This window comes from Roseivirga sp. (genome assembly GCF_049099775.1).
In the GTDB taxonomy this organism is placed as follows: domain Bacteria; phylum Bacteroidota; class Bacteroidia; order Cytophagales; family Cyclobacteriaceae; genus Roseivirga.
Genome location: NZ_JAGDZM010000007.1, coordinates 557370 through 574725 on the forward strand (window position 1 = coordinate 557370; position 17356 = coordinate 574725).

Below are 17356 nucleotides of genomic sequence, written 5' to 3' on the forward strand. Positions count from 1 at the left end.
ATTGATCTCCTCAATTCCCCCTTAACAGCTTAATTTTTAAGGTTTGAAGTTCACCCTTATCCTCAAGTTCGAGCGATTGTGAGGAAAGTTTAAAGTCAAAACCAGTCTTCGTGTTGCCTTTATCGCTAATTAGCCAAATCCAATTAGAGTGTGCCTCTATATGCCATATGCCCGTCTCGATTCGCTTTCCATTTTCATCATACTTTTTGAAACGACGGTCCCAACCAAAATAAATTGATCCAAACTCAAGAAAGTCGTCCGTGGGAGGGTGATCATCGTTATTCGAGTTTATGTTTTGCGATTCAATAGCCCAGTTACCTACGATAATGTCCCATGGGGCAAGTGGTTTTTTATCAGCTTTTATGAGAGTCACTTTTACCAGGGTTTCCATTTCTAGCCGCTCCCAAGTCATCCCATTCTTAGTCATAGTCACATTAAAAGCACCAAATTCATCAACTATGCCTTGGCTGGCTTGTAAGAGTTTTTTAGTGCCACTATCATAATTGAAGCTTCCATCGAAATTCTGTACCCAACCATTTCCGCTCGTCATTGAGCCATCGGCAAGTAATTGAAACCACTTTGCAGTAGGAGTAAGCTTTTCTTCACCTACAGTTACTTCCGTTACTTCCCATAAACCTACAACTGGTGCAGGTGAGTTTTCATAGTTGCCAGTCTTCAAATTAGCAATATCGGAATAGCTCTGTCCTTTTAATGCACCTAATAGAAGGAAAAGGATAAAACTCAAGACATTAATACGTCGCTTCATAACATAAAACTATAGTCTTAGGTGAAGATACCTAAGTTAAAGATCAAAAAATATTTATCTTCGGTCCTTATAAAGCGTGTATTATGAAGAATTTACTTGGGTACCTAATTGCGATGCTTGTTTTCTCAAGTTGCCAACCCAATACAGAGTCAGTAGGAATAGAGGTGTCTATAGATACCTTAACTATTGCTCGTCATATGGAAATTTTGGCTTCTGATGAGTTTATGGGTCGAAAACCTTTTACTGAAGGGGAAGAGAAAACGATCTATTATCTAGAATCTGAGTTAAAAGCAATGGGCTTAAAGCCGGGGAACGGTGATAGTTATTTTCAAGATGTTCCATTGGTGGAGATCACCGGAAAGCAATCGCCTAACGTGGTATTCGACGTAAATGATTCTGAAAACGATTTTAGATTTAAAACTGGACCTGATGCAGTAATCTATACGCAGCAAGTTGAGGAGCTTGCACTAGTATTTCAGTCGAATGTGGTATTTGCGGGGTACGGCATTGTGGCACCAGAATACGGTTGGAATGACTATGAGGGCATGGATGTAACGGGTAAAACCGTAATTGTTTTGGTAAATGACCCTGGTTTTGGTTCGGGAGATAGTACTTTGTTTAAAGGAGACGAGATGACTTATTATGGTCGCTGGACTTATAAATATGAGGAAGCTGCTCGGCAGGGGGCTGCTGCTGTAATGATCGTTCATGAAACAGTTCCTGCAGGATATCCGTGGATGGTGGTTGAAAGTTCTTGGACTGGTGCCAAGCTAAATTTAGATGATCCTAACCCTCCTTATATGTGTGCCTTACAAGGCTGGATTACGAGGAGTTCTGCTGTGCAGCTGTTCCAAAGCGCTGGTATTAAGAATTATGCGCAGATGGCGAGAAATAAAGATTTCAAACCCGTTGATATGAATATGAAATTCAGCGGAGGCGTGGTAAATGAAATTAAGAAAGACATGTCTAGAAATGTGGTGGCTATGATTGAAGGTAGTACACGACCAGATGAGTATATTATTTATTCCGGGCATTGGGATCACCTTGGGGTAGGTTCTCCTATTGATGGAGATTCTATTTACAATGGCGCTCATGATAATGCTACTGGTGTTACGGGTATTTTGACTATCGCTGAGACCTTTTCAAAATTAGAAACTAAACCAGAACGCTCTGTCGTTTTTCTTTTCGTTACGGCTGAAGAGCAAGGTCTTCTTGGTTCGGCTTATTACGGTCAAAACCCAATTTTCCCACCAAACCAATCCGTAGCAAATATCAATATTGACGGATTACCAGCATATGGTGAAATGAAAGACTTGACGATAACTGGGTATGGGCAATCGGAACTTGATAAATACGCTACCGCCGAAGCGAAGAAGCAAGGGCGTTATGTCATTCCTGATCCTGATCCAGGGAAAGGTTATTTCTTCCGGTCGGATCATTTCAATTTCGCGAAGATTGGTATTCCTGCACTTTATGCATCGGGTTCTTATGAATCAATGGAAAAAGGCGTCGAATTTATTGATGGGAAGACTCAAGAATATTTAGCAGTGAAATATCACCAGCCTCAAGACAATTATTTACCAGAGGAATGGGATTTGAAAGGTATTGCTCAGGATGCGAAACTCTTATTTAATGTGGGTTACAAGTTGGCCAACGAGACTTATTTTCCTCAGTGGAATGAAGGTTCTGAATTTAAGGCCAAGCGTGATACGGACATGGGTATGCGTAAGAAGTAATTTAGAGTTTAAACTTCAAAAATAACTTCAGTATTAGGTACTCTGAATCTTTCAGAATAGATACCGCCTTCAGCAGCAGGTCCACAGCCGATAACCATAACTACTTCAGCTTTTCGTGGTAGGTTCAAGAATGACTTTATGCGTTTGGCGTCCATGCCTTCCATTGGGCAGGTGTCATAGCCCTCAGCTTTCATGCTCATCATGAAGTTTTGAGCCGCTAGTGCTGCACTTTTATGTACCGATATTCTGATGTCTGCCCTATTCCCATGCCTTACCATTGGGCCATTTAAACCCGCGAAAAAATAGAAAATCTTTTTTCCAACGCCCCAAAGGTCGAACCAATCCGTCCAGTAATATTTAGGAATAAGGTTCTTGTAATAATTCATGGCCCTTTTCGCAGTTTTGGAATTGGGATCGGGATAAACGCGATTCATTTCTGCTACAAGTGCCAGTTGTCTTTTTTTCCAAAGATCTCTTCTGCCAACCACCACCACAAGTTCTCGCGAAGTTTTAGCTGCCTTTTGGTTCATGCACATCCAAGCTACTTTTTTAAGCGCCTCAGGCGATTTAATTCGGTAGAATTCCCAGAGTTGCATATTACTACTATTGGGCGCTAATATGCCGCGCTCGATACTCCTTTTGACGGCATCATGATCGAATGGCAATTCTGCATCATAGATACGGACAGATCGTCGTTCTTGAACTAATTGATCGAATTGTGCGGCAGACTCTTTCATGTTAATAAATGGCAGGGATAAGCGTTTGAGACAAGATAACCAAGAGTATAATGGCTATAACGTTCAATAAAATTCCTGCTCTCATCATGTCTTTTATCCTTACCATACCACTGGAAAAGACAATAGCGTTTGGAGGTGTTGAGATAGGCATCATAAAGGCATAACTGGCAGCTAGCGTCACGGGCATAGTCAGATACATAGGATTAATGTTCAAGCTGACAGATATTCCAATGACCACCGGTATGAAAATCACGGCTAAAGCTACATTACTCATCAGTTCAGTCATAAATAGCATAAAAGCGATGAGTCCTGCGATCAGTAGGATAGAGTTTATGTCTCCATTTCCGGCAATTGATTCGCCAACGATCTGAACTATATCAGATTTTTCCATGGCTTTGGCCAAGGTAAGTCCGCCACCAAATAATAAGAGTATGCCCCAAGGGAGTTTCGAAGTATACTCCCATTCCATGAGGTACTGACCTTTTTTGATATCTAAAGGGGTAATAAACATTAAAATACCGCCCGCCATGGCTATAATTGAATCGTTCAGCAAGTTAGTGTCGAACCAATTATTAATGCTTCCTCGTAATATCCATGCCAATGCTGTAGATATAAAAATGATTGCGACTCTCTTTTCGGCCTTACTTATTTTTCCGAGGGCGATGAGCTGGTCTTCAATCACCTGTGCTGATTCAGAGAGTCGGTCTAGTTTACTTGGATACATCACCCGAGTTATGAGCAGGTAGGTGACCGTTAGCATGATAAGGCATATTGGTAAGCCTACTGTTAAATATTTAGCAAAGGTGACTTCCACCTCGAGCATATCGTTCATAAACCCTACCCATGCTACATTGGGTGGGGTACCTATAATGGTAGCTGTTCCGCCGATATTCGCGGCGTAGGCTATGCCTAACATTAAGGATAAAGCGAATCTTTTTTGACCTTTCCCTGAGTCATTATTTATACCTAAAAGGTTTGTGATGGAAATGGCGATGGGTAGCATCATAACGGTGGTGGCCGTATTGCTGATCCACATAGAGATAAATGCGGTGGTAACCATAAACCCTAAAACAATGCCATTAGGGTTAGTGCCTGTAAGTTTAATTAGGTTAAGGGCTATTCGTTTATGCAGATTGTGTCGTTCCATGGCCAATCCCAATAGAAATCCACCCATAAAAAGGAAGATGATCTTATTAGCATATGGTGCTGTAGCTTCATCAACAGTAAAGACACCTGTAAGAGGAAATAGAATTATGGGAAGAAGTGCAGTAACCGCTATAGGAGCCGCTTCAGTTACCCACCAAACAACCATCCAAACGGCAGCGGCAATTACTTTCCAAGCCAAGGGATTCAAGGCTGTTTCAGGACTCCAAAGCAGGATTAGAAAAAATAATAAGGGCCCGGTAATTAGCCCAAAGACTTTTGCCCCACGAAACTCAGGTTGTTTCAATACTTTTTGATTTTATTACAGTTCGTTAATGGTAATATTTCAGTCATCAACTTTTTAGACGCTTACTTTACCCAAAAGATAAAGGAATGAAAAGAATTATCATATGTCTGCTGGCTTTAACGGTAATTTCATTTGTGGCGACTTGAGGAAAGTTTGGACTATACGATATTTAATAAAAGAGCTTATTAAAGGCTGGGCAGAAATAGCAGATGTATTAGATACGGCGTAAATGATAAAATTGCGTGATCATTTACCACTTATAGCAGAAATTTTCACCACCAATAAATAGAAAAAGCCCCTAATTCAGGGGCTTTTTCATCTTCAACCTTAAAATACTAAAAACTAACTAACTACTTTTAAATCTGTTAATAGTAGAATTTAATTCTGATCAACAACTCAAATCTCCTCAATTTTAGAATTAACTTCTGCCTATAAGACGCAAGGTGAAAGAAAATAGTTTCGTTTAGTTGAGATATTTTTGGTTAAAAACTGTTAAACGTGGGCTTAGGAGAATTCTGGCATATTCAGGATTGGGAAAAGGCAGTTTCTTGATCATTATTCCTTTTGTTGAAGCCGTTTTATATTCTATTTTTGCCTCAAATTTAAACCCACTACCATGAGTGTTTTAGTGAATAAGGATTCGAAGGTGATTGTACAAGGATTTACAGGTTCTGAAGGTACGTTTCACGCAGGTCAAATGATTGAGTATGGAACCAATGTAGTTGGTGGCGTAACTCCAGGTAAAGGAGGTCAATCACACTTAGATAGACCAGTTTTCAATACAGTTGAAGATGCCGTTGAGCAAGCTGGCGCTAATGTGTCTATCATATTTGTACCACCTGCATTTGCAGCTGATGCCATCATGGAAGCAGCCGATGCGGGAATTAAGGTGATCATTGCTATTACGGAAGGAATTCCTGTAAAGGATATGATTCACGCTAAAGAATATATTAAGAACAAGGATGTTACGCTTGTGGGACCTAACTGTCCAGGAGTGATTACTCCGGGAGAGGCTAAAGTTGGTATTATGCCAGGTTTTGTTTTCGAAAAGGGTAGAGTAGGACTTGTTTCTAAATCTGGAACATTGACATATGAGGCTGCTGATCAGCTGGCTAAAGCAGGTTTAGGAATTTCTACTGCTATCGGAATTGGTGGTGATCCAATCATCGGTACGCCAACAAAAGATGCCGTTCAGTTATTAATGGAAGATCCTGAAACTGATGCTATTGTAATGATTGGCGAAATTGGTGGTAACTACGAGGCACAAGCCGCAAAGTACATTCAAGAAACGGGTAATAAGAAGCCTGTTGTAGGGTTTATTGCCGGACAAACTGCACCTCCGGGTAGAAGAATGGGACATGCCGGCGCTATTATTGGTGGTGCTGAAGATACTGCTGAAGCTAAAATGAGAATTATGGCCGAATGTGGTATTCACGTTGCTAAATCTCCTGCAGATATTGGAGAAACAATGGCTAACGTATTGAAGGGATAATCTAATACTAGATAAAATTAAAGCCCTTTCTGAGTAAATCAGAAAGGGCTTTTTTGATTTAAAATATAAGTATCAAACTTATTACTACAATCAAGAGTAGTAGTTCGAACTGTTCAGATACCTTTTGTATGGCCTTTGAAATTTGATTCATGATGGCAAGTTTTGGTTGTCAATTTTTTTGAAAAAAGTGTGTGTTTATTTTCATTTTGTAGAATTGGAGGTCGTCATCTACGACCTCCTATTCCAAGAGACTCAACTAAATCAGACTACTATTGAATCTTACTGACACTTCAAAATTGTGACTTTATCGTGCAGTGGACAATACCCAGAAATGGGTATTTTAATCTACACTTCATTTCACACGCTGTTACCTTGATAGTGTAATCGTGTAATTCCCAGGAATTCCGAAAGCACTGTTCTGATCGTTTTTCAAAAACCTAAATACAATTTGAGTTTCTGATAGGTTAGTAATGGTGATTTCCTTGCCGCTACCTGTTGTTACCATATTGTCGGTAGTTCCTACCCATTCCCAAGTACCTGACGCTGGAAATAATTCTCCTGCATTAAGTGTTGTATAAGTAGCGTCTCCAATCGTTAGAGAAAATCCTTGATACCTATCAGAAACATCAACTTGATCGAGGGTGATTGACCCTCCATTGGCGATAGACCAACTTGTTTCTAAGAGCTGTTCTGCTATCTCTTGAGGTGTAAGCTCTGGAGTATCATCACCTCCGCAGGAGGTGATGAATACAAGTAACAGGTAGCTCAAAAGAACCATGGAAACATTGCTTGAGGCATTTTTATCCGTTTTTATTCTCATGAGTCTTTTATTTAATGATGAGTAACTTTTTAACTACAGTACCTTTTTCAGAGCTAACTCTTACCAGATAAGAACCTGCCGGGTAATTACCCACATCTACTCTTACTTTTGGCACTCGGACGTTGTTCATTTGCCAAACTGACTTACCATTCATATTAACAATCGTAAGATTAGGTTGAGATTGAGGAATTTCGCTCAAGTCAATAGTGACATAGTTTTGTGCTGGGTTCGGATAGAGTTTAACTTCATCTTCATCAAGCACTTCATCGTCAATAGCGGTAACTATTGTTGCTTCACCAGTGATACTAATTCGAGTCTCACCTACGGTAGATTGCATCACAATTTCTCCTGCATATACTCGGGCCTCACTTGGTGTAAATGTTACTACAACATCGCTAGTGCTTCCTACGGCAACAGTAAATGAGGTCATATCAGCAGCATAGCCATCAGGCAATACAATGCTGGTAACTTCAATATCCGTGTCTCCATTATTATCCACTGTAAAGGTTTGAGTAGCCGTTTCTGCAATATCTATCAGGTCGAATACTAAACCTTCAATATTAGCTATGCTTGGCTCATCTACATTATTCACATTTAAGGTTAAAGCTTTATCAAAGCTTGCTCCACTAGCATCCGTAGAAGTTAATAGAAGCGTGTATGTTGAATTAGTCTCAAAATCTATTTCCGAAGCAGTTATCAAACCTGCTGCATCAATTCCAAATGAGTCATTATCATCAACGCCCGCTTTTAAACTATAAGTGAACGTATCACCTTCGTCTTCATCAGTACTAGAAAGCGAACCTATCAAGGTGCCAACTGGCTGGTTTTCATCTATTGTGCTAGAAGTGATGGAAATATCGCTAGGTGCCTCGTTCACATTAGTAACTGCAATAGTCAGCGCTTCTTCATACGATAAACCGCCAGCATCTTCAGTTTTTACCCTTACTGAATAGCTGTTTGTTATTTCAAAATTGAAACTGTTTTTAGCCACGAGCTTACCATCGGTAATTTGGAAGCTATCATTGTTGGTGTCTCCAGTTCCTGATGTTAAACTCAAAGTGAATGAATCATCTGCGTCTGGATCGGTTGTTGAAAGCGTTCCAACTTCAGCAGAGGAACCTGCATTTTCGGCAATTGTCAATCCGCTACTACTTATATCAGTAGGTGCTTCATTGATATTATTGACCGTTATGCTAAATGATTTCGCTAAAGAAGCTCCTGCTCCATCGGTTGTTTGAATAATAACATTTAGCGTTTCATTGGCCTCAAAATTAATAGTAGCGTTTGTCACCAATTCATCTCCGTTAATAGTAAAGAGATCATTATTAGTGCTACTTGAACCCTCAACAAATGAATAAGTAAAGGAATCACCTGCATCTACATCTGTTGTACTAAGAGTGCCTAAAGTTGTGCCTAAAGCTATATTCTCATTAATAGAATTTGCTGATAGGCTTAGCTCAGTTGGCGTGTCATTCGTATTGACTACAGTCAATAATACATTGTCAGATACTGTTGCTCCAGATGGGTCAGTTGCTGTTACTACAATTTCGACAGTCCCTACATCATTATTTGAAGGAGTTCCGGTAAAACGATTTGTAGTTGGGCTGAAGCTTAACCAATCGGCCCCAGTAAATGCAGCCGATAAGGTGAGTGCATCGCCGTCCACATCAGTAAAGGAACTGATATCAACTAATGAGCTCAATAAATTGTCTTCGGACACCTCAATATCTGAAATAGGCGAGCTTAGAACAGGTGCATCATTAATGTTAACTACTGTTAGGCTATACCCTTGTCGTACTGAACCTCCATTTCCATCATCGGCAGTAATAAAGAATTCTATGCTACCAACATCATTATTGTCAGGTTGGCCTTTTAGATTCCCATTTTCAATTGATAACCAATCTGGATTGTTGTCTAAGGTGTAGCTCAGCTCATCTTCATCAACATCAGTAAATAAACCAGTTATTGCTTCTGTATACTCACTATCCTCAGTGGCGGAAGCAACACTAGTACTGACGACCATTGGTGCGTCATTTACGGAAGATACATTTACTAAGAAATCCTGTTTCACATCGAATTCGCCATCATTAATATTGATTGTAATTGTTACTTGGCCTGATGCATTTACAATGGTATTGGCACTAATTAGCACCCCTGATTGACTTTCTGATAGACTTATCGCAGATGCTTCAATTATTGATTCATCCGATGATGTAGCTGTAAAAGTCAAATTATTCAGGTCAGTGTCAATATCCGTGAAAGACATGAAGAGATCAGAAAGCACACCATCTTCTTGAATGTTCTGTGCATCTAATGCCGATAATGTTGGCGCATCATTTACAGCACTAACATTAACATCGAAAGTTGTGAATGATGATTTGTTGTTAGCACTTGCAATTAGGAAAACACTTTCATTTCCATTGTAATTCTCAGATGAGGAGATGACCAAGTTTGTACCTACGATTTCTGCAGAAAGACTGTTTAATCCTCCAACGGTATAACTGAATACTGCATTGGCATCTCCAGTATCGGTGAATACACTGCTCAAGTCAATGGTTGTAGAAACAAAATCCTCTTGAAGAGAGAGGTCATCGATTGCGATTGCAGTGATATCAGAACTGTTAGCCTTTATGCTAAAAGTTACAGTTTGCTCGACCGAAAATTCTCCATCGCTAACATTGAATACCACATCTTCAGTACCGGTTTGTCCCTGAATAGGAGTAACGGTTAAGTTGTCGTTTTCTATGGCAAAAGTAAATAGGTTGCCACTAGAGCTCTCCGTAATAACCAATTCCGCATCTGATGTTTCTATGTCTTCGAAATACTCCCCTAAATCCATTACATAAGCAGGTTGAACATCAACAACATTCTGTGCTGGTATGCTTGCCGTTGAAATAGGAGCATCATTTACTGGATTCACAACAAGTTTGAATGTCTCTACCTCGGAAATGGAAGTATTTGTTCCCAATCTGTCGTCGGCAGTTACACTAAAGGTGACTGTTCCACTATAATTGTTGTTGGGCGTTACACTTAAGCTATTACCGTTAGTTGATACCGTTGCTACACCTGGAATGTCTGGTGTTACAGTATATGTAAACAATGGAACCGTCGCATCTACATCTGTTGCGGCTAACGTATATGTGAAAACATTGTCTTCATCAATTGCCTGATCGTCTATTAATACCATTACGGGTTGATCGTTGACAGGTGCAATCTCAACATCGAAAGTTTCGAATTTAGAGTAAAGCTCAGTAGTACCTTCTTCTTCGACTAATACAGTAATACTCGCATTACCATTAAAGTCAACTACTTGGTTGATCGATAGTGTATTACCATTGATGGAAACTGGAACGTTAGTAGCATCAGAGGATGTTACTGTTACATTCAACTCACTATCAAGATCACTAAAGCTTAAATCAATAGTTTTTGACTCTTCTTCGTTCAATAATTGATCAGCAATTGCCGAAAGGCTAGGGGCATCGTTTACGCCAATCACTTCAACTTTTGCATATGCGCTTACGGTTAAATCTCTCGCTGGATTGGTTACTGAAAATTCTAATGAATCTAAATAACCTATTTCTCCTTGCGGTTGATAAAACAAAGTCCATTGCGATATATTGGCAGTTGATTTGACAAGAATAGGATCTGTAATGGTTCCATTTTTTGGTCCTTCGGAAATCGAGATTGTCGATAACGTTAGGTCAAAGTCACCTAGTTCTGCTGCATATAGGTTTAAGGCTACTGCCGTATTTTCTGGTGTTTGTCGTTCACTAGCAAAATTGAAAAACTGACCATCAGTTGAGGTATTACTTTCAAATGACTTTTTGGTGACCAGTGAATTCGAATTCCCATCACTCACTTCTTTAATGCTCCCGTTTGTATTACCTGAGATATCATTGGTTAAAATGAAGGCATCATCATCACTAAATCCAGTTGGTGTAGTCACATTGATTGTCAGAAAAACTTGCTCAGCCGAAAACATAAATGGATGTTCTTCTCTGCTCACATTGAGGTTTACAGACAAAGTATTCTCACCAATTTCAAAACTACTTAAGGCATAACTGTCGTTTACCAGTTCTACTAATACAGGAGATAAAGGATTGCTTAAGTCCAGGTATTGGAAAATGATTCCATAGCTATTATTCACTTTCGGGTCAGTTATTTCCAACTTAAGTGATTTGCTGCTTTGGTCGGCTTCAGTTATTGAAAGTCCACTAACTTCGTGTGCTTCATCCTCAATATTGAATGTAAAGGGTAAAGTCGCGATTTCGGATTCCAGTTTTTCGCCATTCACTTCTACTACTTTGAATTTAAGTGTATCTCTATAGCCAGTTTGAGGTGTTAATAGCCTATTAGGTGTATACTCAAACTTGTTAGAAGATAAACTTGAAGAGGTTAATTCACCATTTTTTGGTTGTTCTACTACAACAAATTCTATGGCATTACCATCTGGATCAAACCCGTTTAACACCAATTCATCACCCAATTCATAAAGAATAGATGTTTGAGGTGTTATCCCAATTGGGGGATTGTTTGGTTCAATTTCTTCTATCAGCGGAATTATGAATCCAAAGTTTCCTGTGTATTCGGTTTCACCCGCTGTAACGTTTAGCAATGAACTAACACCGTTTTGTCCTACTGAAATACGACTGGTATTAATTCCGCCTGATAGCCAACCACCACTTGAGACGGACATTCGCTGATTGCGAACGCTGTCTTTGTTTATTTCTTGGGCTTCAATTGATACCCCAAAGAAAAGCAGCAGAAGAGTAATCAGGAATCGAATATGATTTCCTTTTTGATTAATCATTCTCAATTATTTATCATTTGCGTTAACTTTTGCGCTACTGTTTATAAGCATAGCTTCAATTTTTGAAAGCCTATCTTCTAAGGCGTTCACTTTAGTTGCTTCTGCTTTTAGTACAGAGTTCTCTCTTTTTAAGTCGCTGATCTCTTTCGAAAGCTCTTTAACTGCTTCCACTAAAACGGCGGTCATTTCAGCATAATTGACTGCTTTGAAGCCGTTCTCTTTTGTGATTACAAGTTCAGGGAGTACCTTTTCTACTTCTTGGGCAATGAAACCAATTTTGTTTGCTGGCTTACTATCATCTTTCCAATTGTAGCTTACACCACGCAGACGATTGATAGTTGCCAATCCGTTTGTGAGTGTTTCCACGTTTTTCTTCAAACGAGCATCAGAGTTCTGATTGAACGCGTTGGCATTGATGTCTCCGCTGAAATCAGCACCACCATGACCGAATATGTTGACATATCCACCAGCCGTTGCTGAAAGGTTTATTTCACCAAACTCACCTCCATTACCGTCTTCTTGTACTTGCTGAGCTACTAACCACGGTCTATAATTATTGGCGTTCTCATCAGTCAAGTCAACTGTGCCTTTTAATGCGGTGTATGATCTATTACCGCCTTGGTTATCGTTTTCCCAAACTCTAGATCCGATTTCATATCCGCCGCCTGAATTATTAGTGACGTTTAAAAATCCATATTCAGTTGCCGCATCATCTTTCCCTACTTCCATGTTAATTAAATCATTGTTAGTAGAGCCTGACATTCTGAATAAGCCTAAATCTCTGTTTGAATCAGAACCACCCATTTGGATGTTCTTATTGTTGTTAGGACCGTAAAGCTGCATGAATCCTGAGTTATCTCCGAACGAACCAATTTCTGCACGTAATTCGTTATTGTTATTAAGGAATTCTGCCATTCCAAAATCTCCACCGCCTCTTCTTCTAAATGCTGCAATCTGGTTTCCGCTTGGGCCGTTTAAAGCTATATCTTGTGGGTTTAAAAGATTCTGAACTGAGTAGTAGTCTAGCGAAACACCTTGTGAGATTCCGTTGTTGATATTATAAAAATTGATCACGCCATTGTCTGATCCATCATCATATCTAGATACTTCGAGAATAAGTCCATCAGGGCTATAGCTATTGCCAGCATCATCTTGAAGTTGGGTAGCACCTCGCATGGCCATAAATGGTAAATCACTGTTTTCCCAGTTCTTTTGTCCTAACCAAAAGTTAGATGTTGTAGGGCCTTCTAAGATTAATTCTCCACCATTAGTAGGTTCAGCGCCTAGTTGTGCTAGTGCCCTAAAGTCTTCTCCTGTTATTGTTACGGCTGGTTTTGATGCTATAACTGCACCTGTTAGAATACGCCCTCGAGTTGTTCCATCAGCGTTTCTAGAGATTAGATTAGTCCAAGGATTTAACTGCCCTCCGGCTAACTGATAAGTGGTGCTTACACCGGCTTCAGTTTCTTCACCAGCAGGAACACCTGCGCTCATTTCTAAATATGCGCCGCCTTGAGGGTTAGAAGTTAATAAGAGATTTTTTCTGCCTAATGAATCGTTTAGTTGGATTAGGCCGGCCTTTTCTCCATTCGAATCTATTAATACATTGACAGAATCTACGCTGCTCAAAACTTTTAATGAACCTGAGTTTTGCTCATTGACATCAAAACGAAATTTTCCGTTCTCTGAGAAATTTAATAGGTCAGTCAGGTTATCATAAGTTAGTCTTGCAGGGTTTTCACCTTCTTTATTTAATTGTACTACGCCTTGTTGTTTTTCATCTCCAAGGTCTTCTACAGTCATGTAAATTCCTTCTGGCCCGTAAGTATTGCCTTCATTATTTGGGTCAGCTACTGGTTTACCAAACATTTGGAAAACTGCAGCGTCTGCTCCATCTTCCTCCCATACGCGTGCTCCCATGTAAATATTCGGGGTTTTCGGACCTAACAATGACATTTGACCGTGAGGGCTTTTATCTGCTGGCCACTCACCTGGCCTAGAAGTCGATCTCAATTGTACGCGACTAACATTTGTTGAATCATAAAGGCTAATTAAACCGCCAGTAAAATCTGATGTGCTACCTATAAGTGCCATTCTAGAATTATTATTTCCATAGGTTACTAGACTACCAGAGTTATTAGGCTCATAGTAGTTGAGATCTACTTTGACATTATTTTCTGCATCGAAAATTTGAAGATTTCCACCACCTTTTAGCGCTACATTACCGTCGAACCAACCGGCCCAATTTACTTCAGCACCAGTTGCCATTCCTCGAACACCAATGTTTAAACTGCCTTCGCCAGCGCCTTCACCGATTACTCCGGTATTGTTAATAGAACCAACTCCATTTCCTCTAACGCCTATACTTTCCCCAGTAAAAGGAGAGCCTTCAAGGCTAAATGTATTGAAGAAACCTCCGTAACGAAGTCCATTTTCGCCGGGAGTTACAAGATTTAATCCGCGCATTGCCGCACTAAACCCATTTCCAGTACCTCTTGCTTCTCCTCTAACGCCATAGGTTACGCCAGCGCCATCGCCATATCCAACACCCCAGACGCCTGTTGCCCAAGCCGCAGCGTTATTACTGAATGCATTACCGCGTACACCTGTTTGAAAGCTTGGATTCATTTCATTGCCATAGGCAATCCCTGCTGCACCGGTATTTACTGAGTCTGTTGCTGCTAAGGCTTTGAGTCCCATGTTTACCGGGCCAGTTCCTTTTCCATAAATTTCTACATTGAGGGCTACAGAATCTTCTTTGTTTACTGCTTCTAAGCGGAAGTCACCATAACCGAAATTCTGATTGTCATTTAAAGCAAAAGGAGCGTATAGTGTGGTAGTACCTAATACTGTATTTCCTATACTTACAGTTAATTCTCTTTCGTTTGCATCAAAAAAAATGTTGTCTGGAATTGGTGTGACCGATCCTAGTACAACGGAATATAAACCTTCAATTACTTGAACACTAGCTTGGGTTTCTGTCCAAGAATTCCCCTCTCCAAGGTCTATTTGGAAGGTAAATGATCTTTCTCCAGTTACTGGAACTCCGTTTTCGTATAGTGTGCCTTGAAAGTTCATCTTCCTAGTGGAAGGGCTTTCGGTTGCATCGCCTTGAAAGGCCGTCACCGAAAAGGGGAGGCTTGCAAAACAAAGCGTTAAGCTTAATAAAAAGAGTATTCGTTTTTTCATAGTACTAAGTTTTGGTTTGATCGATTCTTATAGTTGTCAATTATTAATTCTAGTAAGTGGAAGCAGGCAGGTGAGTACAATGGCCCAGTCGGCGTTGTTTTTTATGCCTAGCTTATTTTTTATGTTCTTCCTGTGCTCGTCATATGTGAGTACAGAGATGGAAAAGTTTTCAGCAATGTCTTTTCTTGAATAGCCTTTGGCTAAAGCCAATAGAATTTCCTGCTCTCTTGAGGAAAGAGAGTTTAGGATTTCTTTTTTTGTGACTGTTGGGAATTTCTGCATCATTTAAATGGTTTAACTACCCGAAATTGGGTACCAATTCTTACCACTTAAATTGATGAGATATTATTAGTTGATCATAGTCAAAGTCACCATCGACGGTTTACTTATCATCAATGACAAAGTTGAGATATTGTATTTGACCTAAAGAAAACTGCTTTTTGTCACGGATGACATGAAAACTGTCATGAAAGTCAAGATTTTTTCTTCAGTGTAGCTTCTACCCGCTCTTTGAAACTTCGGCTTACATTTAGTTCAGTGCCGTCGTTGAGCACAATTTTGTTGCTAAAGAGCGATTTTACGTGATTTAAATTGACGATGAAACTACGATGAATTTGGAGAAACGAGGTATTGGGCAACTCTTCCAAAATACTCTTTAACGTATTTCTGTCAACTTCAGGTTTTTCCTTTTTACTCAAGAAAAACTCCAAGTATGGGCCATCCGATCTGATGTATTTAATCTCTTCTAATTTGATTAAGGCCTTACTCTTGAGTGTTATGAATTCTTTCTCGGCCAACGCATCTTGTTTTTGTTGTTCCTCTAGCATTGAGTCAATGGCTTGCTCTTTGGTTGAGTTTTCTTTTTTCGATTTTCTATAAAATAGAAATAGGATTATAGATATGGTGAGAAGAGCGGCGGCAGTGAGTATGGCGTTAAGGCCAATGCTTTTATAGAAAGAAGTGTTGGCGCTTTCTTCCACAATTTGTTCTTCCTTTTCTAGTAATTCCAACTGAGCTTTTTGCATTACCATAGCATTATCCTCGATAACGGACACTTCTAGACTATTGGCAATTTTCTGAAATTTAAGAGCTTCTTCTGTGTTGCCTAATTTTTCATGCATTTGGGCAATCGATCGATAGCCATCTCTTCCCATTACCGCAATGTTGAAACGCTCCATGTGTTCTTCAAACTCTGAAGCTGTTTTTTGTGCTGCGTCTAGTTCATCCTTCGCAATTTCAATGTCTAACTTTATCCTTAAGAGGTTTCCAATGCCGGGAGGGGGGTAGCGATTTTGCTTTGAAGTACTATATGCTGAATTTATCCTATTATAAGCACTGTCAAGTTCATTGATCTTTAGAAAAATGCCAGCTATTTTCATTTCCGGACTCATTCTTTGTCGCCAATTCCTTGGTTTTGTCGCCATATCATATGCTTGATTGTAACTGTATAATGCTGAATCATACATCTCAAGCTCGGTATAAGAATCACCAAGATTCGTATATAGCGAAATTTTTGGTGGGTCAACAGGGAAATTTTCTAAGTCGAACTTTCTAAAAGCATCTATAGCTCTTTCATGCAACCTAAGCCTGTTAAGCATTTGGCCCAACGACAGATAAGTCATGCTCTGATCAGACTCGATACTTTTGGAAATTTTTAATAGCTTCTCAAGATTAATAATTGCCTTTGCGTAATTACCAAGTGAACGATATGCGTTTGATTGGTTTCCGTAGGCTCCTACTTTTGCAAAAGTGTTTTCGGGTTCTTCACCATCACTTTCAATAATAATATCGAAAATATCTATAGCCTTTTTATAATCTCTCAGGCGCTGATAGCCTATGCCGAGAAAGTTTAGTGCTCTCAGATAAAGCATATTAGAAGCGTTTTCTTTTAATCGAGCTGTGGCAACTTCCAATTGATCTACTGCTAGTTGAATATCTCCATTATGATAGGTGCCTACTGCTTCTAAAAAGAGTTTACCTGCCTCGGCAAATTTTTTATCTTGGAAAGAACTGCTGGACAAAGAGTCGGCATAAAAATAAAGGCTATCAGGTTCATTTCTGCTCAATGTTATACCGAGCGCAACAATACCTTCTAGTTTTTCTTGCTCTGTAGCGGCGTTTAAAATATCAGATTTTAGGCCTTCAAAATCTCCTTGGGCAAAGCTTTGTTTGATTGGCAGCGTCAATAAAATAAGCAGTGGGAGTAAGAGCTTACTCTTTGCAATTCTTAGGTTGAAAATCATTGAAATTTTAAGTCTAATCAGTGTTTTGGCGGATGCTTATAAGACTTAGACTAATACCAATTTTAATAATAGAATAGCTTCATTATGAACACATAGTGCCCTGCTCTTTTTAA

The 17356-nt window shown here is 39.6% G+C and carries 11 protein-coding genes; 3 read left to right on the top strand and 8 right to left on the bottom strand.

Translation table 11 applies throughout. The features are described 5' to 3' along the window. Positions 1-10: 10 nt before the first annotated feature. Entirely contained in the window at positions 11-766 is a 756-nt protein-coding gene (locus JXQ92_RS13570) for a hypothetical protein (protein WP_421987164.1), read from the bottom strand. 83 nt (positions 767-849) lie between these two features. On the opposite strand from JXQ92_RS13570, the gene JXQ92_RS13575 reads away from it, so the two are divergent. Then, positions 850-2502: a M28 family metallopeptidase gene (locus JXQ92_RS13575; RefSeq protein WP_421987165.1), complete on the top strand. Its 1653-nt coding sequence runs from the start codon at positions 850-852 to the stop codon at positions 2500-2502. An 8-nt stretch (positions 2503-2510) separates the two neighbouring features. On the opposite strand, the gene JXQ92_RS13580 is transcribed toward JXQ92_RS13575, so the two are convergent. Together JXQ92_RS13580 and JXQ92_RS13585 are read right to left on the bottom strand one after the other, a co-directional pair. Further along, complete coding sequence (locus JXQ92_RS13580; RefSeq protein WP_421987166.1) at positions 2511-3239, bottom strand: nitroreductase family protein; 729 nt, start codon at positions 3237-3239, stop codon at positions 2511-2513. Position 3240: 1 nt separating this feature from the next. Then, positions 3241-4689 carry an SLC13 family permease gene (locus tag JXQ92_RS13585; RefSeq protein WP_421987167.1) on the bottom strand — a complete coding sequence of 483 codons (1449 nt, stop codon included), beginning with the start codon at positions 4687-4689 and terminating at the stop codon, positions 3241-3243. 103 nt (positions 4690-4792) lie between these two features. Here JXQ92_RS13585 and JXQ92_RS13590 point away from each other — a divergent pair, with 103 nt between their 5' ends. After that, complete coding sequence (locus JXQ92_RS13590) at positions 4793-4918, top strand: hypothetical protein (protein ID WP_421987168.1); 126 nt, start codon at positions 4793-4795, stop codon at positions 4916-4918. A gap of 387 nt (positions 4919-5305) precedes the next feature. Beyond that, positions 5306-6181, top strand: a complete 876-nt coding sequence (gene sucD / locus JXQ92_RS13595; RefSeq protein WP_421987169.1) for a succinate--CoA ligase subunit alpha — start codon at positions 5306-5308, stop codon at positions 6179-6181. 367 nt (positions 6182-6548) lie between these two features. On the opposite strand, the gene JXQ92_RS13600 is transcribed toward sucD, so the two are convergent. The 5 genes from JXQ92_RS13600 to JXQ92_RS13620 all read right to left on the bottom strand — a co-directional run bounded on the left by JXQ92_RS13600 (position 6549) and on the right by JXQ92_RS13620 (position 17243). Next, positions 6549-7001: a hypothetical protein gene (locus JXQ92_RS13600; RefSeq protein WP_421987170.1), complete on the bottom strand. Its 453-nt coding sequence runs from the start codon at positions 6999-7001 to the stop codon at positions 6549-6551. Positions 7002-7008: 7 nt separating this feature from the next. Beyond that, on the bottom strand, positions 7009-11811 hold the full coding sequence (locus tag JXQ92_RS13605) for a tandem-95 repeat protein (protein WP_421987171.1): 4803 nt from the start codon (positions 11809-11811) through the stop codon (positions 7009-7011). Between the two features lie 6 nt (positions 11812-11817). After that, entirely contained in the window at positions 11818-15000 is a 3183-nt protein-coding gene (locus JXQ92_RS13610) for a tail fiber domain-containing protein (protein ID WP_421987172.1), read from the bottom strand. Between the two features lie 36 nt (positions 15001-15036). After that, on the bottom strand, positions 15037-15285 hold the full coding sequence (locus tag JXQ92_RS13615) for a response regulator transcription factor (RefSeq protein WP_421987173.1): 249 nt from the start codon (positions 15283-15285) through the stop codon (positions 15037-15039). 188 nt (positions 15286-15473) lie between these two features. Continuing rightward, positions 15474-17243 (bottom strand): LytTR family transcriptional regulator DNA-binding domain-containing protein, encoded by a 1770-nt coding sequence (locus JXQ92_RS13620; RefSeq protein ID WP_421987174.1) that lies wholly within the window; start codon positions 17241-17243, stop codon positions 15474-15476. Positions 17244-17356: the final 113 nt, after the last annotated feature.